The 21,132-nt window shown below is 69.5% G+C and carries 18 protein-coding genes; 15 read left to right on the plus strand and 3 right to left on the minus strand.

The genetic code is table 11. The annotated features are described in order from the left end of the window. Positions 1-10 precede the first annotated feature (10 nt). From HMPREF0058_RS04685 to HMPREF0058_RS04745, 13 genes are all read left to right on the plus strand, one after another. Positions 11-1,156, plus strand: coding sequence for a mannose-1-phosphate guanylyltransferase (locus tag HMPREF0058_RS04685; RefSeq protein ID WP_006548559.1), 1,146 nt, complete (start codon positions 11-13; stop codon positions 1,154-1,156). A gap of 169 nt (positions 1,157-1,325) precedes the next feature. Continuing rightward, complete coding sequence (locus HMPREF0058_RS04690) at positions 1,326-2,429, plus strand: BMP family lipoprotein (RefSeq protein WP_006548560.1); 1,104 nt, start codon at positions 1,326-1,328, stop codon at positions 2,427-2,429. Between the two features lie 173 nt (positions 2,430-2,602). After that, positions 2,603-4,174, plus strand: coding sequence for an ABC transporter ATP-binding protein (locus tag HMPREF0058_RS04695; protein ID WP_006548561.1), 1,572 nt, complete (start codon positions 2,603-2,605; stop codon positions 4,172-4,174). Next, positions 4,174-5,439 (plus strand): ABC transporter permease, encoded by a 1,266-nt coding sequence (locus HMPREF0058_RS04700; RefSeq protein ID WP_006548562.1) that lies wholly within the window; start codon positions 4,174-4,176, stop codon positions 5,437-5,439. Before HMPREF0058_RS04695 ends, HMPREF0058_RS04700 begins: the two co-directional genes overlap by 1 nt. Before the next feature lie 3 nt (positions 5,440-5,442). Next, positions 5,443-6,723 (plus strand): ABC transporter permease, encoded by a 1,281-nt coding sequence (locus HMPREF0058_RS04705; RefSeq protein ID WP_006548563.1) that lies wholly within the window; start codon positions 5,443-5,445, stop codon positions 6,721-6,723. A 201-nt stretch (positions 6,724-6,924) separates the two neighbouring features. After that, positions 6,925-7,392, plus strand: coding sequence for a cytidine deaminase (locus tag HMPREF0058_RS04710; RefSeq protein WP_006548564.1), 468 nt, complete (start codon positions 6,925-6,927; stop codon positions 7,390-7,392). A gap of 73 nt (positions 7,393-7,465) precedes the next feature. Continuing rightward, entirely contained in the window at positions 7,466-8,815 is a 1,350-nt protein-coding gene (locus HMPREF0058_RS04715; protein WP_006548565.1) for a thymidine phosphorylase, read from the plus strand. After that, on the plus strand, positions 8,815-10,104 hold the full coding sequence (locus tag HMPREF0058_RS04720) for a peptidase T (protein ID WP_006548566.1): 1,290 nt from the start codon (positions 8,815-8,817) through the stop codon (positions 10,102-10,104). The genes HMPREF0058_RS04715 and HMPREF0058_RS04720 overlap by 1 nt, the downstream gene beginning before the upstream one ends. A 92-nt stretch (positions 10,105-10,196) precedes the next feature. Next, positions 10,197-10,850: a deoxyribose-phosphate aldolase gene (deoC, locus tag HMPREF0058_RS04725; RefSeq protein WP_006548567.1), complete on the plus strand. Its 654-nt coding sequence runs from the start codon at positions 10,197-10,199 to the stop codon at positions 10,848-10,850. Between the two features lie 179 nt (positions 10,851-11,029). Next, positions 11,030-12,232 carry a metal ABC transporter substrate-binding protein gene (locus HMPREF0058_RS04730; protein WP_040319525.1) on the plus strand — a complete coding sequence of 401 codons (1,203 nt, stop codon included), beginning with the start codon at positions 11,030-11,032 and terminating at the stop codon, positions 12,230-12,232. After that, positions 12,229-13,014, plus strand: a complete 786-nt coding sequence (locus tag HMPREF0058_RS04735) for a metal ABC transporter ATP-binding protein (RefSeq protein ID WP_006548569.1) — start codon at positions 12,229-12,231, stop codon at positions 13,012-13,014. The genes HMPREF0058_RS04730 and HMPREF0058_RS04735 overlap by 4 nt, the downstream gene beginning before the upstream one ends. Further along, on the plus strand, positions 13,011-14,045 hold the full coding sequence (locus HMPREF0058_RS04740) for a metal ABC transporter permease (RefSeq protein ID WP_006548570.1): 1,035 nt from the start codon (positions 13,011-13,013) through the stop codon (positions 14,043-14,045). The genes HMPREF0058_RS04735 and HMPREF0058_RS04740 overlap by 4 nt, the downstream gene beginning before the upstream one ends. After that, complete coding sequence (locus HMPREF0058_RS04745; protein WP_006548571.1) at positions 14,042-14,917, plus strand: metal ABC transporter permease; 876 nt, start codon at positions 14,042-14,044, stop codon at positions 14,915-14,917. The genes HMPREF0058_RS04740 and HMPREF0058_RS04745 overlap by 4 nt, the downstream gene beginning before the upstream one ends. On the opposite strand, the gene HMPREF0058_RS04750 is transcribed toward HMPREF0058_RS04745, so the two are convergent. After that, complete coding sequence (locus HMPREF0058_RS04750) at positions 14,829-15,920, minus strand: LacI family DNA-binding transcriptional regulator (RefSeq protein WP_169305813.1); 1,092 nt, start codon at positions 15,918-15,920, stop codon at positions 14,829-14,831. The genes HMPREF0058_RS04745 and HMPREF0058_RS04750 overlap by 89 nt on opposite strands. 244 nt (positions 15,921-16,164) lie before the next feature. On the opposite strand from HMPREF0058_RS04750, the gene HMPREF0058_RS04755 reads away from it, so the two are divergent. Further along, positions 16,165-17,001 (plus strand): MBL fold metallo-hydrolase, encoded by an 837-nt coding sequence (locus HMPREF0058_RS04755; RefSeq protein ID WP_006548573.1) that lies wholly within the window; start codon positions 16,165-16,167, stop codon positions 16,999-17,001. 71 nt (positions 17,002-17,072) lie between these two features. On the opposite strand, the gene HMPREF0058_RS04760 is transcribed toward HMPREF0058_RS04755, so the two are convergent. Continuing rightward, complete coding sequence (locus tag HMPREF0058_RS04760) at positions 17,073-18,812, minus strand: phospho-sugar mutase (RefSeq protein ID WP_040319526.1); 1,740 nt, start codon at positions 18,810-18,812, stop codon at positions 17,073-17,075. A 184-nt stretch (positions 18,813-18,996) separates the two neighbouring features. On the opposite strand from HMPREF0058_RS04760, the gene HMPREF0058_RS04765 reads away from it, so the two are divergent. Next, positions 18,997-20,493 (plus strand): NAD(P)H-quinone dehydrogenase, encoded by a 1,497-nt coding sequence (locus HMPREF0058_RS04765; protein ID WP_141560463.1) that lies wholly within the window; start codon positions 18,997-18,999, stop codon positions 20,491-20,493. On the opposite strand, the gene HMPREF0058_RS04770 is transcribed toward HMPREF0058_RS04765, so the two are convergent. Further along, positions 20,459-21,106 carry a GNAT family N-acetyltransferase gene (locus HMPREF0058_RS04770; protein WP_006548576.1) on the minus strand — a complete coding sequence of 216 codons (648 nt, stop codon included), beginning with the start codon at positions 21,104-21,106 and terminating at the stop codon, positions 20,459-20,461. The genes HMPREF0058_RS04765 and HMPREF0058_RS04770 overlap by 35 nt on opposite strands. Between the last annotated feature and the right edge of the window lie 26 nt (positions 21,107-21,132).

A 21,132-nucleotide genomic window follows, 5' to 3' on the forward strand; every position in this document is an offset into this window, starting at 1 on the left:
CGCTGGAGAGGTGACTGAGCCCAACACCGCGCCCCGTATCCACGCGATCATCCCGGCCGGAGGCGCCGGAACCCGGCTGTGGCCACTGAGCCGCCGCAACCGGCCGAAGTTCCTCCTTGACCTCACCGGCACCGGACGCACCCTCCTCCAGGGCACCGTCGCCCGCCTGGAGCCCGTGGCGGACTCGGTCACCGTGGTCACCGGTGTGGCGCACCTGGACGCCGTGGCGGGCCAGCTGCCGCAGGTCCCGGCCGCCAACCTCCTGGCTGAGCCGAGCCCACGCGACTCCATGGCGGCCATCGGTCTGGCGGCCGCGGTCATCGCCCAGCGCCACGGGCGCCAGGCCCTCGTCGGCTCCTTCGCCGCGGACCACGTCATCGCCGATGAGCAGGCCTTCGCCCAGGCGGTCCTGCAGGCTGCCGCGCTGGCCCAGGAGGGCTGGGTCGTCACCATCGGTATCCAGGCCACCGGGCCATCCACCGCCTTCGGCTACATCCACGCCGGCCAGAGCACCGCGGTAGCCGGCGCGCCTGACGGTCGCGTGGTCCTGGGCTTCACCGAGAAGCCGGACGCCGCCACGGCTGCGCAGTACCTGGCCAGCGGCGACTACCGCTGGAACGCTGGCATGTTCGTCTCGCGGGCCGGAGTGCTGCTGGACCACCTCGCCCGCCAGCGCCCGGGGCTTGCGGCCGGCGTCGAGGAGATCGCCGCCGCCTGGGACACCCCGCAGCGCGAGGAGACCCTGGCCCGCGTGTGGCCGGGGCTGGAGAAGATCGCCATCGACCACGCCATCGCCGAGCCCGTGGCCGCGGCCGGGGGCGTCGCCGTCGTCCCGGCCTCGATGGGGTGGGACGACGTCGGTGGCTTCGACGCGCTGGCTGAGCTCGTTCCCGCCCGTCAGCAGGGTCCGGCGGCCGGCACAGCGGTGCTGGACGCCCTGGCCGAGGCGGGCCAGGAGACCGACGTCGAGGCCCGGGGAAGCGACGGCGCACTGGTCGCCTCGACCACCGGTCGTAAGGTGACGCTGCTGGGGGTACCCGGACTGGTCGTCGTCGACACGCCTGACGCCCTGCTCATCACGACGCCGCAGCACGCCCAGGAGGTCAAGGGCGTGGTTGACCGCCTGCGCGAGGAGGGGCGCACGGACCTGTTGTGAGCCGGGAGCCAGCGGCCTGGCGCGCCAGTGTGCTTGATGGGAATCTGTCGGGAAGATGTCCGGCAGGTGTCGTGCTCACAGGCCGAGCGTTTATTCTGAGCGGGTGCGCCGTCAGGCCACCTGGCGGCATGCTGTGACATCCCAACCTCCCCTGGAGATCGCAACCGTGATGAAGAAGACCTACTCCGCCCTCGCCCTGGGCCTGGCTGCCTCGCTGAGCCTGGCCGCCTGTGGCTCGGCCCCCACCGACTCCGCCTCCTCCGGCTCCTCTCAGGCCGCTGGCTCCTCCGACTTCAAGGCCTGCATGGTCTCTGACGAGGGCGGCTTCGACGACCAGTCCTTCAACCAGTCCGGTAAGGAGGGCCTGGACAAGGCCGAGTCTGAGCTGGGCGTGGCCACCGTCGCCGTGGAGTCCACTGACGCTGCGGACTACCCGACCAACGTCGACTCCCTCATCCAGCAGAACTGCAACCTCATCATCGGCGTCGGCTTCAACCTCGCCAAGGACCTGGGTGACGCTGCCAAGGCCAACCCGGACATCGAGTTCGCCCTCATCGACTCCTCCTTCACCGACGCCGACGGCAACACGGTGGAGTATGACAACGCCAAGCCCCTCATCTTCAACACCGCCGAGGCTGCCTACCTCGCCGGCTACGCGGCTGCTGGCAGCACGAAGACCGGCACCGTCGCCACCTACGGCGGCATGGCGATCCCCACCGTCCAGATCTTCATGGAGGGCTTCGCCAAGGGCGTCCAGAAGTACAACGAGGACAACTCCGCCTCCGTCAAGGTGCTGGGCTGGGACCCCTCCAACCCGGAGGGCGGCTCCTTCGTGGGTGACTTCTCCAACACCACCAAGGGTCAGCAGCTCACCGAGCAGTTCCTGTCCCAGGGCGCGGACATCATCATGCCGGTGGCGGGCCCGGTGGGCCTGGGCACCCTGGCTGCCGTCAAGGCTGCCGGTGCGGACACCAACGGCATCGTGTGGGTGGACGCTGACGGCTACAACTCCACCGACGGCGGCCAGTACATGGTGACCTCGGTGGTCAAGGAGATCGGCACCGCCGTCTACGACACAGTCAAGGAGGCCAAGGACGGCAAGTTCACCTCCGACCCCTTCATCGGCACCCTGGCCAACGACGGCGTGTCCATCGCCCCCTTCCACGACTGGGACTCTCGTGTCCCGGCTGAGGTCAAGACCAAGGTCGAGGAAATCCAGAAGCAGATCGTTGACGGCACCCTTGACGTCTCGACCGCTTACGACCCCTCCTGATCACCTGCTGGTGACCAGACCACAGTGATCACGCGTCAGGCGTGATGACCGCTTCGTGACGCTGACGCCGTCGGCCCACCACCGGGTCGGCGGCGTCAGTGCACAGGTAGCCGCAAGGCTCTATATTTCAGTTCGTCCTCTCCCGGCGTCAGCCCAGACGGAAGCGAGCACACGTGCAGCTGGAGCTCCGTGGGATCACGAAGGTCTTCGGGCTTCTCGTGGCCAACGACCACATCAACATCACCGTGGAACCCGGTCAGATCCACGCCCTGCTGGGCGAGAACGGCGCCGGCAAGTCCACCCTCATGAACGTCCTGTACGGGCTCTACCAGCCTGACGACGGTCAGATCCTCATCGACGGCGAGCCGGTGACCTTCTCAGGCCCCGGCCAGGCCGTGGCCGCCGGGATCGGGATGGTCCACCAGCACTTCATGCTGGTGCCGGTCTTCACCGTGGCCGAGTCGGTGGCACTGGGGTACGAGCCCGTAGGCAAGGTCGCCGGGGTGATCGATGCTCGCGCCGCTGCGGCCAAGGTCCGTGAGATCTCCGAGCGCTTCGGCTTCGACGTCGATCCGCACGCCTACATCGAGGACCTGCCGGTCGGCGTCCAGCAGCGCGTGGAGATCATCAAGGCGCTGTCACGCGACGCCAAGGTGCTCATCCTCGACGAGCCCACCGCGGTGCTCACCCCTCAGGAGACGGACGAGCTCATCGCGATCATGCGTGACCTCAAGGCTGCGGGCACCTCGATCGTCTTCATCACCCACAAGCTGCGCGAGGTCCGCGAGGTCGCGGACACCATCACGGTCATCCGCCGCGGCAAGGTCGTGGGGACCGCTTCTCCCAGTGCCTCGCAGACCGAGCTGGCCAGCCTCATGGTCGGACACGAGGTCTCCCTGTCCGTGGACAAGGAGCCTGCCCAGCCAGGCAGCCCTGGCCTGGAGCTGCACGACCTCAGTCTCGTCAAGGACGGCACGGTGCTGCTGGACGAGGTCAACCTGGCCGTGCACGACGGCGAGATCCTGGGCGTCGCCGGGGTCCAGGGCAACGGGCAGACCGAGCTGAGCGAGGTCGTCCTGGGCCTGCACCGTCCTTCCACCGGCACGGTGTCCTTCGCGGGCAAGGACGTCACCAGCCTCGACGTCCACCGCCGCCTGGGGGCAGGTCTCGGCTTCGTGCCTGAGGACCGCTCGACCGACGGCATGATCGCCGGCTTCTCGGTGGCCGAGAACATGATCCTCGACCGCTATGACGACCCTGCTTTCGGCTCCGGTCCCTCGATCAGTCCGGCCAGGGTCCGCGCTAACGCCGAGGCGCTGCGCGCGGAGTTCGACGTGCGCGTGACCGACGTGGCCGACCCAATCTCGACGCTGTCGGGCGGGAACCAGCAGAAGGCGATCCTGGCCCGCGAGCTGTCCCGGCCGCTGAAGGTCCTGGTGGCCTCTCAGCCCACCCGAGGCCTGGACGTGGGCTCGATCGAGTTCGTCCACCAGCGCATCGTCGCCGAGCGTGACCGTGGCACCGCCGTCCTCATCATCTCTTCCGAGCTGGACGAGATCTACTCCCTGTCTGACCGCATCGCCGTGATGTACCGCGGCCGGGTGGTCGGCATCGTGCCACCCGATACCCCGCGCTCGGTCCTGGGCCTCATGATGGCGGGCGTCCCGCTTGAGGAGGCCGTCGCCCGCGCCCAGGAGGACGAGGGCGCCACCGCAACGACCGCCGAGGCTGGAGAGGAGAAGTGATGAGCACCAAGACCACGACCGCCCCCGCCGAGGAGGCCGAGGCCCGTCCCGGCATCGCCCGGCAGATCGCTGAGTCCAACGCTCTCATGGGACTGCTGGCCGTCGTCACCGCCATGATCGTGGGATCGGTCCTCATCCTTATCGCCGATCCGGACGTGCGCGTCACCGCCGGCTACTTCTTTGCCCGCCCCTCCGACTTCCTCGGTGCCGTAGGAACCTCCCTGACCGAGGCCTACACCGCCTTGCTGCGCGGCGGCATCTTTGACTGGCAGGCCAGCACCCCGGCGCGCATGTGGCGTCCCATCACCGAGACCCTCACCGTGGCCACCCCGCTCATCCTGGCGGGCCTGGGCATGGCGGTGGCCTTCCGGGCCGGTCTGTTCAACGTCGGTGGCCAGGGCCAGATCATCCTGGGGGCGATGCTCGGCGGCTACATCGGCTTCACCTTCCACCTGCCTGCCGGGTTGGGACTGGTCGCCGCCGTGCTCGGCACGGTCGTGGGCGGCATGCTGTGGGGAGCGATCCCCGGCCTGCTCAAGGCGCTGACCGGGGCGAGCGAGGTCATCACGACGATCATGCTCAACTCGATCTCGACCTTCCTGCTGGCCCACGCCCTGACCACGGACGCCTTCATCGGCGAGGGCAACGCCAACCCCAAGTCCCTGCCGGTCCTGGCTGGTTCCCAGTACCCCAGGCTGCTGGGAGACTCCTTCCGCCTGCACCTGGGCTTCCTCGTGGCGCTGGCAGCAGCCGTCTTCGTGTGGTGGCTGCTGGAGCGCAGTGAGATCGGCTTCCAGTTCCGTGCCACCGGGCTCAACCCTGAGGCAGCCCGCACCGCCGGTATCTCGGTGCCGCGCGTGACGGTGCTGGTCATGCTCGTCTCCGGTGCCCTGTGCGGCCTGGCCGCCTCAGGGCCGGTGCTGGGTACCCAGCACTACCTGACTACCTCCATCGCCGGGTCAGTCGGCTTCGACGCGATGACCGTGGCCCTGCTCGGGCGCTCCAAGCCCCTGGGCACAGTGCTGGCTGGCCTGCTCTTCGGTGCCCTGACGGCAGGCGGCACAACCATGCAGGCCGCCACCGGTACCCCGATCGACATCGTGCTGGTGCTCCAGTCCACGATCGTGCTGTTCATCGCGGCGCCCCCGCTCGTCCGCGCCATCTACCGCCTGCCGGCACCCGGATCCTGGAAGCGCTCGCGCCGTGAGGCGGCTTCCTCGCCCGCGGCCGGTGCTGCCTCGACCACTGCCACCCAGGAGGCCTGAGCCATGATTGCCCTGACCGCAACCCAGTCCTCCACATCCTCCAAGGCCGCTGGGATCACCGAGCCGGTGGCCCTCAAGATGCCGGTGACCGGAGGCATCGTCACCGTGCTGTCCCTGCTCATGGCACTGGCCTCGCACGGATCCACCAGGTTCCAGCTGTCGACCTCGGCCGACTTCTTCGCCATCCCGGTCCTGGAGCTTGGCGCGCGGAGCGTCATCGCCATCATGGTCGTCCTGGCTGGGGTGGCGACGGCGGTCATCACCCGCCGCGCCCTGGCGCGAGCCAAGACCCCGGCCTGGGCCAGCGCCCTGCTGGGCCTGACCTTCATCGTCTCCTTCCTCACCTGGGCGGGTGCCGGGCGCGAGACGGTCATCCCGCTGGTGACCATCCTCTCCTCGGCCCTGGCCCTGTCCGTGCCCCTGGTCTTCGGCGGCCTGTCCGGCGTCGTGGGGGAGCGGTCGGGCACGATCAACATCGCGATCGAGGGCCAGCTGCTGGCAGGCGCCTTCCTCGGCTCGGTGGTCGCCTCGATCACGAAGAACCCGTGGATCGGCATGTGCGCCGCGCCGCTGGCCGGCGTGCTCATCGCTCTGCTACTGGCGCTGTTCGGCCTGAAGTACCGGGTCAACCAGATCGTGGTCGGCGTGGTCCTCAACGTCTTGGTCACCGGCCTGACCGGCTTCTTCTTCTCCACGGTGCTCACGGACAACGCCGCGAGCCTGAACACGGCCACGCGTCTGCCAGTGATCGCCATCCCGGTCCTGTCCCAGATCCCGGTGATCGGCCCGGTGCTCTTCCGCCAGACGATCCTCGTCTACCTCATGTACCTGGCGGTGGCCGTGCTGTCCTTCATGCTCTTCCACTCCCGCTGGGGACTGCGCATGCGTGCCGTGGGCGAGCACCCCAGGGCCGCGGACACGGTGGGTATCAAGGTCATGCGGACCCGCGTCAACAACCTCATGCTCGGAGGCGCCCTGGCGGGCCTGGGCGGTGCCTTCTTCACCGTCGGCTCGGGCCTGGCCTTCACCAAGGACATGTCCGCCGGTAACGGCTTCATCGCCCTGGCCGCCATGATCCTGGGGGCGTGGAACCCGGTCGGCACGCTGTACGCGGCGCTGCTGTTCGGCTTCGCCACCGCGGTGGGACAGACCCTGTCCGTGGTCGGCTCCCCGATCCCGGCGAACTTCATCCTCATGATCCCCTACGTCGTCACGATCCTGGCGGTGGCCGGCTACGTCGGCAAGGTCCGCGCCCCTGCGGCGGAGGGTGTGCCCTACCCGTGATCGGGACCTGCTCCTGAGCACCACGACGGCCCGGCTTCCTGGGAAGGAGACCGGGCCGTCGTGCTGGCGTGGGGGCGGCGCCCGGCAGGGGCTCCGGCGCCGTCGGCCAGGCGTCGTCGGTACTCGATACCGGGGCGAGGGCGGGTGTATCTTCAGTGTTCCACTGCGGGCCCGGGACGCGCGCAGCGGAGGAGGACACCGATGACCCAGCACGTGGTGCCAGGTTCCTACGCGCCGGCGCAGGTCGATGAGGCCACCTGGTCTCGCCTGCACGATCTGGCTGTCGAGGCCATGGAACACGCCTACGCCCCGTACTCACGGTTCCGTGTGGGAGCCGCGGCGATCACCAACGACGGCCGCTACGTCTCGGGCTGCAACGTCGAGAACGCGGGGTACGGCGTCACCTTGTGCGCGGAGTGCGGACTGGTCAGTGAGCTCGTGCGTACCGGGGGAGGACGGCTGGTGGCCTTCGCCTGCGTGGACGGGCGGGGCGAGGCCTGCGCTCCCTGCGGGCGCTGCCGCCAGGTCCTGTCCGAGCACGCTCACCCGCACATGCTCCTGGAGATGCCCACCGGCCGCATGAGCATTGACCAGGTGCTGCCCGGCCGTTTCACGGTCCAGGACATGGCGCAGGTCGAGGGAGCCGTGGCCCCTGAGAGCGCCCACTGACGCCGCGCCGGGCGAGGCGAGAGCCACCCGGTGCTGACCACCTACTGCACGCTGAGACAACCAGGAGCTGTCTATGACCACCCAGCCCAACCAGAGCCCCGCCGTCGAGCCCTTCGACGCCGTTGACGTCATCGCGGCCAAGCGCGACCGCCAGCGCCTGAGCGACGCCCAGATCGACTGGGTGATCGACGCCTACACCCGCGGCGTGGTCGCCGACGAGCAGATGAGCGCCCTGGCCATGGCCGTCTACCTCAACGGCATGGAGCGCTCGGAGATCGCCCGCTGGACCCAGGCCATGATCCGCTCAGGTGAGCGTATGGACTTCTCCAGCCTCGACCGCCCGACGGCGGACAAGCACTCCACCGGCGGTGTGGGAGACAAGATCACCCTGCCGCTGGCTCCGCTCGTGGCTGTCTTCGGTGTCAGTGTGCCCCAGCTGTCGGGGCGGGGCCTGGGGCACACCGGCGGCACCCTGGACAAGCTGGAGTCGATTCCTGGGTGGCGCGCGGCACTGTCCAATGACGAGATCATGGAGATGCTCTCCTCGGCCGGCCCCGGCGCCGTCATCTGCGCGGCGGGCGCCGGCCTGGCCCCGGCTGACAAGAAGCTCTACGCCCTGCGTGACACCACCGGGACAGTCTCCTGCGTGCCACTGATCGCCTCCTCGATCATGAGCAAGAAGATCGCCGAGGGGACCGGTGCCCTGGTCCTGGACGTCAAGGTCGGTTCGGGCGCCTTCATGAAGGAGCTCAGCCAGGCCCGCGAGCTGGCCGAGACCATGGTTGCCCTTGGCAAGGACGCCGGCGTGACCACCCGTGCCCTGCTCACTGACATGTCCACGCCGCTGGGCCGCACGGCCGGCAACGCCCTGGAGGTGCGTGAGTCCCTGGAGGTGCTTTCCGGCGGCGGCCCGGCCGACGTCGTCGACCTCACCGTGGCCCTGGCCAGCGAGATGCTCGACGCGGCGGGCCGTCCGGTGGGCGAGGACGAGATCCGCTCGGCCCTGGCTGACGGGCGTGCCATGGACGTGTGGCGCCAGATGATCCGGCGCCAGGACGGTGACCCGGACGCGCCCTTGCCGGTGGCCGCCGAGACCGAGGTTGTCACTGCACCGGACGACGGCGTGCTCACGCGGCTCGACGCGCTGGCGATCGGCGTGGCCGCCTGGCGGCTGGGGGCTGGACGCGCCCGCAAGGAGGACCCGGTCCAGGCCGTGGCCGGCGTCGAGATGCATGCCAAGCCGGGTGACACCGTGCGCCGGGGCCAGCCTCTGCTGACGCTGCACACCGCCACTCACGAGCGTTTCGCACGTGCCATGGAGGCGCTGGCCGGTGGGATCGTCATCTCCGAGACTGGCTCGCAGGCGGCCCAGGCCGCGCTGGCCCGTCGCGAGGCCGGTGTCGTCCTCGACCGCCTGGTGTGATGACGCCGCCCTCCGACCTCGCCCTCCAGGACGGCCTGGCCCGGCGGTTTCTGCGCTACAGCGCGATCGACTCCCAGTCTGATGCGGCCCGCGACGTCGTGCCCTCCACCTCGGGGCAGTGGGACCTGGCCCGCGTGCTGGCTGCCGAGCTGCGCGCGGCCGGGGCGGCTGACGTCCACGTCTCGGACACTGCCGTCGTCACCGCCCGGGTCCCCGCCACCCAGGCCGGTGCGAGCGCGATCGGCTTCTGCACGCACTTGGACACCGCTGACGCCGGGTTGAGCAGCCAGGTGCGGGCCCGGGTGGTCAGCTACCAGGGTGGTGACCTTGTTCAGGGCACCGGGCCCGACGGCGTCGAACGGCGGATCGCGGTGTCCGAGCACCCGGAGCTGGCTCAGTACGCCGGGCAGCGGATCCTGGTCTCCGACGGCACGAGCGTGCTGGGGGCCGATGACAAGGCCGGCCTGGCTACCGTCATGCAGCTGGCGACCGACCTGCTGGCCCATGACGCGGCAGACCACCCGCACCAGGGGGAGGCTGAGCCGCACGGGGAGGTCTTTCTCGCCTTCGTCCCTGATGAGGAGATCGGTCTGCGCGGGGTGCGTACCCTGGACCTGGACCGTTTCCCGGTTCGCTGGGCCTACACCCTGGACTCCTGCCAGATCGGGGAGGTGGTGGAGGAGACCTTCAACGCCGCCACCGTGACGATCCGCATCCAGGGCGTCAGCGCCCACCCGATGAGTGCCAAGGGCGTGCTCGTCAACCCGATCCTTCTGGCGCACGAGGTCATCGCGCGCCTCGATCCCGCCCAGACGCCGGAGTGCACCGAGGGACGCGAGGGCTACACGTGGGTCCATGACGTGCGCGGCAACCAGTCCACCTGCGTACTCACCGTGTCCGTGCGTGACCATGACCGCGCTCGCTACGAGGCGCGCAAGGAGGAGCTGCGCGCGGTGGTGAACGAGGTGGCGGCGGCGCACCCGCGCGCGGTGGTCTCGATCGAGGTCGATGACGTCTACGCCAATCTTGCCGACGCGCGCCGGCCTGGCACCGAGGAGGCCCTCGACCACGTCTACATCGCCCTGGACCGTCTGGGCATCTCGCCGATCCCGTTGGCTATGCGCGGCGGGACGGACGGCTCCTGGCTGTCGACGCAGGGCATCTTCACCCCCAACGTCTTCACCGGGGCCCACAACTTCCACTCCGCGGCGGAGTTCCTACCGTTGCCCAGCTTTGAGGCGAGCTATCGGGTGTGCCGTGAGCTTGTCCGTCTGGCTGCCGGGCACTGAGCCTTCTAGGCTGGCCCCAGTCCCTCCCGCGGCAGGTGGGCGGTGCCCACCGGCGCTCCTCCCTCGCCGCAGACCGATCGAAAGGACCCCTGATGACCACTCGCGCCGAGATCGCCGCGATCATTGACCACACCCTTCTCAAGCCCGAGGCCACTGGCGAGCAGGTGGCTGCCCTCATCGCCCAGGGCGCTGAGCTCGGCGTGTACTCGGTGTGCGTGTCCCCCAACCAGCTGCCGGTCCAGGTTCCGCAGGGCCTGCACGTGGCGACCGTCTGCGGCTTCCCCTCGGGTGCGCACGCCACGAGCGTCAAGGCCGCTGAGGCGGCTGACTCGGTGGCCAAGGGCGCGCAGGAGGTGGACATGGTCGTCAACCTCAAGCTGGTCAAGGAGCATGACTTCGACGGCGTCGAGGCGGATATCCGCGCCGTCAAGGAGGCCGTGGGCCAGGCCCTGCTCAAGGTCATCATCGAGTCGGCGGCGCTGACCGATGAGGAGATCGTGGCTGTGTGCCGGGCCTCGGAGCGTGCGGGGGCGGACTTTGTCAAGACCTCTACCGGGTTCCACCCGGCTGGGGGTGCCTCCGTCCACGCGGTTGAGCTCATGCGCGCCACCGTGGGGGACCGGCTCGGGGTCAAGGCTTCGGGCGGTATCCGTGACGCGGCGACGGCGGTGGCGATGGTCAAGGCGGGTGCCAGCCGCCTAGGGGTCTCCTCGACTGCCGCGATCCTGGAGGGCCTGGAGGCCTGACCGTGAGCTGGTGAGCAGGATGTGGGAATGCCACGTCCGATCATGACTCGTCCCCCGGTGGCCTTGGCCGCCGGGGGACGAGTCATGACGGGGTCCTGCGACACGCAGATAAAGGCTCTGTAAGCAGAACGAGGGCCTTGCTTGCAAATTTCGGCTACCCGAAACTATGATCGGGGTCCATGAGAACGACTGTCCGATGCTCTCGCCGTACCCTCGCTGTCCTGGGCGGAGCCTCCTTCCTGTCCCTGGCGGCTTGTCAGTCGCGCAACGCCTCGCCTCGAGCCTCAGCCTCCTCGCCGGCTCGGCTCAGGGTCGTGGCTTCCACCACCCAGATCGCCGACTACGTCACCCAGCTGGCCAGCGGCGGTGATGACCTGGCCTTCACCCGCACCGGAGCCGACGGCGCCATCCAGGAGCTCGGTGCCAGGCCGAGCCAGGCCACGCTCCACTTGGAGCTGACCTGCCTGCTGGCTGCCAATGCCTCAGCGCACGAGCACGAGATGACGGTGCCGCAGTCACAGGCCCTGGCTCAGGCCGATCTCTTCCTCGTCTCTGGGGTGGACCTGGAGCACTTCCTGGACGACGCCGTCCTCGCCACGGGATTCAAGGGGACGATGGTGGTCACCTCCGGGGTGCTCGGGGCGGCCGACGTTGATGACCTGGCGGCCCAGAAGGAGAAGGAGGCCGAGCTGGCCTACGCCGTCGATCGGGGTCAGGCTGCGGTTGAGGTCTCCCCGTGGCCCTTCGGGGCTGAGGACGCCGGCAGCGAGCCGGAGTTCCGTTACGACCCGCATGTATGGACCTCGCCGCGCGGCGCTGCGGTCCAGGTGGCCAATATCGGTAAGGCGCTGGAGCGCGCGGCTGGGGCTGGGGTGCGCACGCTGCGCGACCACGTTGAGGCCTACACCAGGCGGCTGGAGCGGCTCGATCAGTGGGTGCGCGACAGCCTGGCTACCGTCGAGGCCAGCAAGCGCGTGCTCTTTACCTCCCACGACGCCTTTGGCTACTTCGCGAGGGACTACGGGGTGCGTTTTGAGGGTGCGGCTCTCAGCGACTTCAACGCCCAGCAGGACGCTACGGCGGACAAGATCCAGCAGACGGTCGATGCGATCCGGTCCAGCGGCGCCGTGGCAATCTTCGCAGAGACCTCGAACAATCCCCGCTCCGTGAACAGGATCGCCGAGCTTGCCGGAGTGCGGGCCGTGATCGGGGATGAGGCCCTGTACGGCGACTCGCTGGGTGAGCCAGGGTCCGACGGCGAGACCTACATCGGCTCGATCCTGCACAACGTCACCAACATGACCACCGCCTGGGGTGGCACGGCGGCGGAGCTGCCGCAAGAGCTCCGGCCGTGGGCGCCGCAGGACGTGCTCGAGCCATGAGCTGGCGGCGGCAGGCAGATGGGGCGCGCCGGCGACGGGCACAGCCCGCGGCTACCGGCCCTGTCCTGGTCCTAGAGGAGGCTTCCTTCGCCTACGGGCGCAGGATCGCCCTGGAGAGGATGACGGGGAGGCTTCAGCCAGGCGAAGGGCTTGCCCTCATCGGTCCCAACGGCTCTGGCAAGACCACGCTGCTGCGGGGCCTTCTAGGGATGGTGCACGTCCCGCAGGGGCGGGTGGAGGTGGCAGGAGCGCCTCCAGGCCGCGCGAGGCCCGGCAGCATTGGCTACGTCCCGCAGGTCAGTGACCTGGACCAGAGCTTTCCCGTCACCGCCCTCGGCGTTGTCCTCATGGGCACCTACCCGTCGCTGGGACTGGGGCGCCGCCCTGGCAGACGCGAGCGTGAACGGTGCCTGGACGCGCTGGAGGCCGTTGGGCTGAGCGGGGTGGAGCGTCGTCGCTTCGGTGAGCTGTCCGGAGGCCAGCAACAGCGAGTCCTCCTGGCCCGCTGCCTGGCCTGCGACCCCGTCCTGGTCCTGCTCGACGAGCCCTTCAACGGTCTGGACCAGCCCAACCGGGAGGCGCTCCTGGAGATCCTGGCTGGTCTGAAGGCGCGGGGGGTCGGCGTCGTGGTCTCCACCCATGACCTGGTCCTGGCTCGCGAGTCCTGTGAGCAGGTCGCGCTGCTGCGGGGGCGCCAGATTGGCTTTGGTCCTCGTCAGGAGGTCCTGGTGCCGGAGATGATCGAGCGGGCCTACGGTGCCGGGGCGGTGGTGCCTGGATGAGTGCGCTCATCGGGCTCTCGGGGGCCACGCCCGCGCTCCGTGCTCTCCGCCTGCCAGCTGCGGTACCTGAAGGGCTTGCCTCCTGGCCGGATCTCGGCGAGCTGGTCCTGACACCCTATCTGCTGCGAGCGCTGGTGCTCATGGTGGTCCTGAGCGTGACCTGCGGCCTGGTGAGCGCCCTGGTCAACCTTCGGTGCGCTGAGTTCCAGGCGGAGGCGCTGGTGCACGCCGTCTTTCCTGGCATCGTGGCGGGGCTGGCCTGGCACGGACGCTCGGGCATCGTCCCGACCGCTTTCGTGGTCGGGCTGGGGGCTGCCGGCGCGCTGACCTGGATCGGGGCGCACAGGCGCGGGGAGTCGTCCGAGGCCGGCACAGCAGTGGTGCTGACCTCCTTCTTCTCTATTGGGCTGGTGGCGCTGCTGAGGGTGGGGGACAGGTCCGGTCAGCTTGAGGCCCTCATGTTCGGCCGCCTGCTGGAGATCACCGATGAGCGCCTAGTCCAGGCGCTGGTGACCTGCGGCGTCGGAGCCTTGGCGGCGCTGCTGACCTGGAAGGAGGAGGTGTGCCTGGCCTTTGACGTCAGCGCCGCGCGCGCCAGCGGCCTGCGGCCCGGATGGCTGGATCTGGTCCTCAACGTGGCGGTTGCGGCCGTGGTGGTCAGCGGTGCGAGCGCGGTGGGGACCTTGCTGGTGATCGGCTACGTGGTCCTGCCTGGCGCCACCGGACGTCTGCTGGCGACCAGCGTGCGCGGGATCGTCCTGGTCGCGGTAGCCACGGGTCTGCTCGGGGCGGTGGTGGGCCTGGCGTTGGTGACGGCCCCGACTGCTCGGCCGGTCTCGCCTCAGGCGGCGATCATCCTGGTGATGGCTCTGGGCCTCATCTCCGCGGCGCTGTGGTCGCGGTGGGTGCGCCGGTGGAGAGGTCAACGCCCTGGGCAGGCGGCTCGGCCGGCGGAGGTGGCAGGCTCCTTCGCGGGACGAGGCTCTGGCCCTGCCGATGCCCGGTGCGTTGGTCCAAGGAGGCGAGGATGAGCCCCAGTCTGGAACTCCTGTGGCTGCCGGGCCTGCAGTGCCTTGTCATGGGAGGGCTGGCGGGAGGCGTGGGAGCCCTGGCCGTGGTGGCACGGAGGGTCTTCACCACGGAAGCCCTCACGCACGCGACCTTTCCTGGTGGCGTCACCGGCGTCGTCGTGGCGGCCTGGCTGGGGGAGCAGGTCGGTGGCGGTCGGGTTGGCGAGCAGGCCCTCAGCCTCGCCCTCATCCTCGGGGCGGTGGCGGCCTGCGCGCCGATTGTCGCCATGACGCGTTGGCTCGTCTCCGCCTGCGGCCTGTCCTCGCAGGCTGCCGGCGGTGTCGTGCTGTCCGTGGGCTTCGCGGCAGGGCACTTCCTGAGTACGTGGTTCGCCCCGCTGCCCCTCAAGGTCGACGCCTTTCTGACCGGGTCGGTGCTCAACGTCAGCCGCAGCGACTTGGTGATCACCACGGCGGTCCTCGCGGTGGCCCTCGCCCTCTACACGCTGACCGGTCACCGGATGGTCAGTGCCGCCTTTGATCCCCTTGGCTACCGTGCGGGCGGGATGAGTCCTGGCGCGGCCGAGGCCTGCATCATGGTCCTGGTGTGCCTGACCATTGGGGCGCTCGTGCCTGCCGTCGGCACGATCCTGCCCATTGCCTTGGTGGCGGCGCCGGCTGCGGCGCTGTGGCGGTGGGTGAGGTCCCTCGACGCCCTCGTCTACGGCTCGGCCCTGCTCGGTGGCCTGACGAGCCTGGCCGGGCTGGCGCTGGCAGCCTGGTGGGGGCTGAGCGCAGGAGGCGTCATCGCCGTGCTGTGCGCACTCGTCTACGCCGCCTCAGCGCTGCTTGGCCGGGTGCGATGGGGCAGGGCCAGGCCGACTGCCGGATGACGACCCTGACTCCGGGAGTCGGTGCCGGTGGTGAGTCCGCCTCCTCCGGGTCCGCTGCTGTCTGGTCCAGGGCGGCCATGACGGTGCCGACCACGTGCCGCGTCCACGCACCATTCGCATCGAGGGCGACTGTGGTCAGGGCAGGGGTGAGGAACCGGCCGAGGGCGAGGTTGTCGACGCCGATGACGGCGACGTCCTGCGGAACTCGCTGGCCGGTCTGCTCCAGGGCCTGGAGGCAAGCCGCCGCGACGTCGTCGTTGAAGGCGGCGACGGCGTCGAAGTGCGTATCGTGTCCGTCCGCCAGCTCATCGAGCTGCTGGCTGAGATCCTCCACCGCCTGGGGTGAGTGCGGGTCGCACTGGAGGGCGGCGACGAGTATGGCCTCATCGCTGGCGCTGATCGCAGCGAGAAAGGCGGCACGGCGCTCCAGCAGCACCGCGTTGGTGGCGGGGACGGCGGCCGATGAGACATAGAGGAACCGACGGCGTCCACGTGAGAGCAGATAGCCGGCCTGCGTGGCACCGAGGGCGCGCTGGAGGTCGTCAAAGAGGGCGTCATAGGTGGTGCCGGGCGAGACCAGCGGGATGCCGAGTCGGGAGACCAGGCTGGCGTCATCGGGGGAGAGCGGGACGAGGGAGAGGATGACGCGCGGGCGCAGCTCCTCCAGGAGCGCGCGTAGCGGGGTTGTGGCGCCGGCTGTGCGCGAGAAGATCGTGGTCAGACCGCGTTCCTGGAAGCCCTGGGCGAAGGCCTCCCACATGTAGTCGCTCAGATCGGCTGCGCCTCCACCGGCGGTGAGGACCAGGACGAGGTCGCTGCCGCCCTTGCGCAGTGCCCGTCCCGCGGCGGAAGGGACGTAGCCGAGGGAGGCTGCGGCCGCCAGGACCCTGCGTCGGGTCTCCTCGGGGATGGAGTCGGCGCGGCCGTTGAGCACGAGGCTCACGGTGGTGCGCGAGACCCCGGCCCGATTGGCCACGTTCTGGGCGGTCACTCGTCTGGTCACGCTGCTCCCTGGGGCTTTGAATCCTGCTGCTCGGGTTGCTCGGGTTGCTCGGGCCATTATGCGGCAGCCGAGGTGGGGATCGGCCGCGTAGATAATACGTGCTACTGTCACGTATCAGTCACTCGTGTTACCTCAAAAGGGCATATCCCTCACCCGCGGGCGGCGATGCTGCGGGACACAGGGACGAGGCTGTTGCAGCAAAGGCGGCTTCAGACCTGGTTGAGGGTGAGGACAGGGGAGCAGCATGCTGAGCTATTACACCGCTGAGCCGGTGACCGAGCGGGTCACGGCGATCCGGTCGCTGACGGGAGAGATTCTCTACCTGGTCCGGGGCAGGGACAGGGCCATCCTGATTGACACCGGGGTCGGGGTGCGCGGGCTGCGTGCGCTCGTGGAGTCACTGACTGACAAGCCCCTGACCGTCCTGCTCACGCACGGGCACGTCGATCATGCTATGGGAGCCGGAGAGTTTGACGAGGTCCACCTCAACATTCTGGACCTGCCCGTCTATCGCGAGATGGCGGGTCTGGAGGTGCGCCGCGAGTACATCGCCATGGGGCTGGGTGAGAGGGTGCAGATGCTGGAGGACGGAGACTTCGTCCCGCCCTTCCCGGTCAACGTCCGGGCGATGAATGACGGTGAGATCTTCGACGCCGGTGACCTCCAGGTTCAGGCGCTCCACTTTCCCGGGCACACACCAGGCATGACCGCCTTCCTCATCGTCGACGAGCGCGTCCTGGTCCTCGGCGACGGCTGCAACCAGCGCACCTTCCTGTTTGACCACAACTCAGTCAGCGTCGAGGAGTACCGGGACAACGTCGTCACGCTCGATGAGCGGACGCGCGGGCGCTACGACCGCGTCTTGATCACCCACGGCGTCATTGACGTCCCAGTGACCATTCTGGGCGAGGCGAGCAGGCTGTGTGACGAGGTCCTGGCCGGGCACAGCGACGAGGTTCCTTTCGAGTTCCTCGGCCACCACGCCCTGGTGGCTCGGGCCTTCGACGAGCAGACCGGGGCGCGCCGCGACGGAGGCTTCTTCAATCTCGTCTACGACCCGGCGCGCCTGCACCGCGCCTGAGGCGCGAAGCGACGACGGCGCCGCTCACCGATGGTGGTGAGCGGCGCCGTCGGACATCCACCCGGGACGGGTCAGATTCCGAGGACCCCACGCAGGTCTGCCTTGATGGCCTCCAGGCGATCGGCGGCGGTGCGCCGGGCGACCTCCACCGGCTCATCGACATCCACCGGAATGACGACCTCGCAGTAGCACTTGAGCTTGGGCTCGGTGCCCGAGGGGCGCACCACCACCCGGTCGTCCGCCGCGGTCTTGAAGATGAGGCCGTTGGTGGGGGGCAGCTGGCCCCCGTTGCCGTCCGAGGCGCCGTCGAGCAGGTCGAAGACGTCCACCACCGGGGACCCAGCTAGCTTGGCCGGTGCCCCACCCGCCCGCAGCCGCTCCATCGCGTCGGTAATGAAGGACAGGTCCTCCACACGCACGCTCAGCGGGCTCGTGGCGTACAGACCGTGCTCGCGGGCCAGGCGGTCGAGCAGGTCCGTGATGGTGCGTCCCTGCTGCTTGAGCACCGAGGCCAGCACAGCCAGACGGACCGAGGCCGAGATCCCGTCCTTGTCACGCACGTGCTCGGGGTCCACGCAGTAACCGAGGGCCTCCTCGTAGCCAAAAACGAGCCCGGGCACGCGGCTGATCCACTTAAAGCCGGTCAAGGCGTTGCGGTGCCCGAGCCCGTGGGCCTGGGCGATCCTGCGCAGCAGGCGCGAGGAGACGATCGAGTTCGCCAGGATCCCGGTGCCGGCGAAGGCGGCCAGCTCAGCGGCCTGCTCGCCCAGGACGGAACCGACCTCGTCACCAGTGAGCTGGCGCCAGCCGCCGGGCGCGTGCTCGTCCGGGATCGCGGCCGAGCAACGGTCCGCGTCAGGGTCATTGGCCAGGACCAGGTCCGCACCCACCTCACGGGCCAGGGCAAGGGACAGGTCCAGCGCGCCAGGCTCCTCCGGGTTGGGGAAGGTGACGGTGGGGAAGTCGGGGTCTGGCTCGAACTGCTCGGGCACCACGACGATGTCGTCAAAGCCCGCCTGCTCCAGCGCCTCGCGGCAGATCTGTCCACCCACCCCGTGCATCGCGGTCAGCACGATCTTCAACGGCGCGGCGGCACCCATCCTGGCGGCACGGGACGCCGTCTGGGTGTACTCGGCCAGCGTCTCCTCACCGATCGTGTCCCAGCCCGAGTCCGGCATCGCTACCTCGGATAGCGGGCCGACGGCGGCGATCTTGGCCGCGATCTCAGCGTCGTAGGGCGGGACGATCTGAGCTCCCTGGCCGGCGTCCGTCACGGCGCGTCCGCCCAGGTAGACCTTGTAACCGTTGTCCTGCGGTGGGTTGTGGGAAGCCGTCACCATGACGCCGGCGTCGTAGCCCAGGTCGCGCAGCGCGAAGGCGAGAGCCGGGGTGGGGCAGGAGCGGTCGAAGAGGATGGCGCGCCCGCCGGCGCCGGTGACCACGCTGGCGGTATCGCGGGCAAAGACGTCCGACAAGTGGCGGGCGTCGTAGCCGATGACGACGGTGAACCCCTCGCCCAGCTGTTCACGCAGGTAGGCAGCCAGGCCAGCAGCAGCCCGGATGACCACGACCCGGTTCATCCGGGCAGGCCCGCCGCCCAGCTTCCCGCGCAGTCCGGCGGTGCCGAACTGGAGGGTGCCGGAGAAGGCGTCAGCGAGCTCCGCCGTCGCCTCGGCGTCCCCGGCCTCATGGCGGGTGAGCAAGGAGCGCAGCTCCTCTCGCGTGGTCTCGTCCGGGTCCTCGTTGATCCAGGCGGTGACGGCATCGGTGTCGAGAAGCGGGAGGGAGGAGCCCGCGGGAGACTGACTCATGACAGGTGACGCTACCGTTCTGACGGTCTTTTCCGTGTGCTTCGTGATGGCTGTCATGCGTGGCGCCAGACACAACAGATCTCGCTCCCGGCGGGGGCCTGCCCGAGCGTCCTGTCAGGGCGGTGGTGGAAGGTCAGTCCTCCGAACTGGCTCCTGGGACTAAAGGCTCGGGCATCATGGAGGGGTGAGCAACGCTGCTACCTCTGCCCGTCCCGACGACGTCTCACCGGTCCGACGCGGTCAGCGCGTCGTCATCATCGGAGGCGGGCCAGCGGGCTACGAGGCCGCCTTGGTGGCCGCCCAGCTCGGGGCCCAGGTGTGGTTGGTCGAGGATCGGGGCCTGGGTGGCTCGGCCGTCCTGACCGACGTCGTCCCTTCCAAGACCCTTGTTGCCGCCGCGGAGTCCCTGGCAGGATCCCTCGCCGACGGGCAGGAGCCGCGCCAGGAGCACGCACCTGAGATGGCGGCGCTCAACGCCCGCGTTCGGCGCCTGGCCAGTGAGCAGTCCCATGACCTGACGGTGCGCATGGCCCAGAAGGGTATTGAGGTCATCCACGGCCGCGCCCGCCTGGGGAGCCTGGACGCCATCGGCACGCGGACCGTGCACGTGCGCCCTGCGCCCGGACCGTGGCTGGGAGCCGGGGAGCAGTGCACCGGTGCGCCGGTCGGTTGCGACGTGCCGCAGGACCTCGCCGCTGACATCATCCTGGTCGCCACCGGTGCCCGACCCCGACGCCTGTCCAGCGCCGAACCGGACGGACGCAGGATCCTCACCTGGACCCAGCTCTACGACCTCGATGGGCTGCCCGAGCACCTCATCGTCGTCGGCTCAGGCGTGACTGGGGCCGAGTTCGCCGGGGCCTACCTGGCGCTAGGCAGCCGCGTCACGCTGGTCTCCAGCCGCGAGCGCGTCCTGCCTACCGTGGATGCCGACGCCGCCGAGCTGGTGGAGGGGCGCTTCCGCGCTCGCGGCATGCGCGTGCTGTCCGGCGCACGCGCGGTTGCCGCGCGCGTCATCGCGGACGACGGTGCGCCAGCCGATGAGTCCGTGGAGGTCGAGCTGGCTGATGGTCGTGTCGTGGTCGGCTCGCACTGCCTCATGGCTGTGGGCGCTGTTCCGGCCACGGCGGAGCTCGGCCTGGCCGAGGCGGGAGTTGAGCTCACCGACTCCGGTCATATCAAGGTCGATCGGGTCTCGCGGACCACTGCCTACCGGGTCTACGCCGCCGGGGACTGCACCGGCGTCCTGCCGCTGGCCTCCGTCGCAGCCATGCAGGGCAGGATCGCCATGCGTCACGCTCTGGGCGACGCCGTGTCCCCGCTGGAGGTTGGCACCGTAGCGCAGGCCGTCTTCACGATGCCGGAGATCGCCTCGATCGGCATCGGGGAGGCAGAGGTCAAGGCCTACGACGCCGTGTCCACCACCGTCCCCCTGGCACGCAACCCCCGGGCCAAGATGGCCGGAGTCAGCGAGGGCTTTGTCAAGCTCTTCTCCCAGCGTCGCAGCGGGGAGGTGCTGGGTGGGGTCATCGTGGGCCGGGCTGCCAGCGAGCAGGTCCTCGCAGTGACCCTTGCCGTGACCCACCGCCTGACCGTGGAGCAGGTGATGAACGCCTTCAGCGTCTACCCCTCGCTGTCAGGCACGATCACTGAGGCCGCCCGCCAGCTGCACGTGCGCTGAGCGGCGCTTCGGGGTACCCCGGAGGTGCCAGCGTGTGCCACTGCGGCTCCAGGACGAAGCCCAGCGACCGGTTCATCGTCAGGGACGCGGTGTTGACACCTGCTCCTCCGGTGCCCCAGCACCGGGCGCCCAGGGCGTAGGTAGCCAGGATTGAGGCGGCCTTGACCGCACGAGCCAGCCCACGACGTCGGTGGGCCGCCGCGACACCCGTGCGGTCGACCTCCCAGCGGTCCGGCAGGCGGCCCATCCAGGTGTAAGCGACCATCTCACCCTCGGTGTCGACGGCGACGAACCCCAGGCTGCTGCCATCATCCAGCCGGGTGCCAAGGTCAGTGGGCACAGGATCGTGGTGGGAGGCTGGGGTGTCAGGAAAGTCCGGCGCTACTTGTTCGTCCAGGGACCGCAGCGCGATCATGTCCGTGCCGACCAGGCGGCGGAGCTCATAGCCGGCCGCCTGGGCCGCCGCAGCTGCCTCGACCATCGGTCCCAGGTCCGCGTCCCCGGCCAGGACCAGCCTGGCACCCCAGGAGCGATGCGTCACCGTCCACCCCTGGGCGAGGAGCACAGCGTGCTCGGGGTCGTCCTCACGCAGGATCCGCGAGCTGTCACTCATGGTGTGCCCCTATCGCTGCGCCTATC

It is taken from the genome of Actinomyces urogenitalis DSM 15434 (assembly GCF_000159035.1).
GTDB classification, from domain to species: domain Bacteria; phylum Actinomycetota; class Actinomycetes; order Actinomycetales; family Actinomycetaceae; genus Actinomyces; species Actinomyces urogenitalis.

Bases quoted from the DNA above. Each gene is read 5' to 3' on its own strand.
- HMPREF0058_RS04690 (WP_006548560.1), top strand. From the start codon at position 1,326: ATGAAGAAGACCTACTCCGCCCTCGCCCTGGGCCTGGCTGCCTCGCTG.
- HMPREF0058_RS04700 (WP_006548562.1), top strand. From the start codon at position 4,174: ATGAGCACCAAGACCACGACCGCCCCCGCCGAGGAGGCCGAGGCCCGT.
- HMPREF0058_RS04705 (WP_006548563.1), top strand. From the start codon at position 5,443: ATGATTGCCCTGACCGCAACCCAGTCCTCCACATCCTCCAAGGCCGCT.
- HMPREF0058_RS04710 (WP_006548564.1), top strand. From the start codon at position 6,925: ATGACCCAGCACGTGGTGCCAGGTTCCTACGCGCCGGCGCAGGTCGAT.
- HMPREF0058_RS04715 (WP_006548565.1), top strand. From the start codon at position 7,466: ATGACCACCCAGCCCAACCAGAGCCCCGCCGTCGAGCCCTTCGACGCC.
- HMPREF0058_RS04720 (WP_006548566.1), top strand. From the start codon at position 8,815: ATGACGCCGCCCTCCGACCTCGCCCTCCAGGACGGCCTGGCCCGGCGG.
- deoC (WP_006548567.1), top strand. From the start codon at position 10,197: ATGACCACTCGCGCCGAGATCGCCGCGATCATTGACCACACCCTTCTC.
- HMPREF0058_RS04730 (WP_040319525.1), top strand. From the start codon at position 11,030: ATGAGAACGACTGTCCGATGCTCTCGCCGTACCCTCGCTGTCCTGGGC.
- HMPREF0058_RS04735 (WP_006548569.1), top strand. From the start codon at position 12,229: ATGAGCTGGCGGCGGCAGGCAGATGGGGCGCGCCGGCGACGGGCACAG.
- HMPREF0058_RS04740 (WP_006548570.1), top strand. From the start codon at position 13,011: ATGAGTGCGCTCATCGGGCTCTCGGGGGCCACGCCCGCGCTCCGTGCT.
- HMPREF0058_RS04745 (WP_006548571.1), top strand. From the start codon at position 14,042: ATGAGCCCCAGTCTGGAACTCCTGTGGCTGCCGGGCCTGCAGTGCCTT.
- HMPREF0058_RS04755 (WP_006548573.1), top strand. From the start codon at position 16,165: ATGCTGAGCTATTACACCGCTGAGCCGGTGACCGAGCGGGTCACGGCG.
- HMPREF0058_RS04760 (WP_040319526.1), bottom strand. From the start codon at position 18,812: ATGAGTCAGTCTCCCGCGGGCTCCTCCCTCCCGCTTCTCGACACCGAT.
- HMPREF0058_RS04770 (WP_006548576.1), bottom strand. From the start codon at position 21,106: ATGAGTGACAGCTCGCGGATCCTGCGTGAGGACGACCCCGAGCACGCT.